At 63.2% G+C, this 481-nt stretch carries 1 pseudogene; it reads right to left on the bottom strand.

Annotated features, from left to right (window positions below):
- Positions 1-31: 31 nt before the first annotated feature.
- Positions 32-481 (bottom strand): annotated as a pseudogene (locus AACY52_RS30550) (hypothetical protein); the annotation flags it as partial.

Here is a 481-nt window from a genome sequence, read left to right as displayed (position 1 = left end):
ATGCTGGCGAGCGCGGAAGGTTTCTTCGCCATTATGCCGCTTCGCTTACTGGCTTAGTCGTAAAGCCGCTTAGTCGCTTAGCCTCGTCATACGCGGCGCGCAGCTCGGCTGCGGCCTTGCTGTCCGGCTCCGTCTCGGCTGCGGTGCGTCCAAGCGGCGTCGCCTTGTAGTAGTCCTTGCGGAAGTGAAGCCGATTGTTGAACATCGTCACGCCCTTGGCCGCGAACCCGGCATGGGCCTCCTGCCCCTCCCCGCCTTGGTGCGGAACCTGGGTTAAGATGACGGCGAAAGGGGTGCCGGCCTGCTGCACCTGTTTGACGGTCTGCAGCACCGAATGAACGTCCAACCCGCGCGGCGCGACGGGGATGATGACGAAATCCGCCTGCTCGGCCGCGAGCATGGCAATGTCTTTGGAGTTCGCGGGCGTGTCGATGATGATAAGGTCGATCTTGCCGCTGGTGCGACCGCGCGAGACGTGAAG

Origin of the sequence: Pseudomonas sp. EA_65y_Pfl1_P113, from assembly GCF_963970525.1 — a bacterium.
Lineage (GTDB): Bacteria > Pseudomonadota > Gammaproteobacteria > Pseudomonadales > Pseudomonadaceae > Aquipseudomonas > Aquipseudomonas tritici.
The sequence above is the reverse complement of the archived record's forward strand: the minus strand, read 5'-3'. Positions and strand labels throughout refer to the sequence as shown.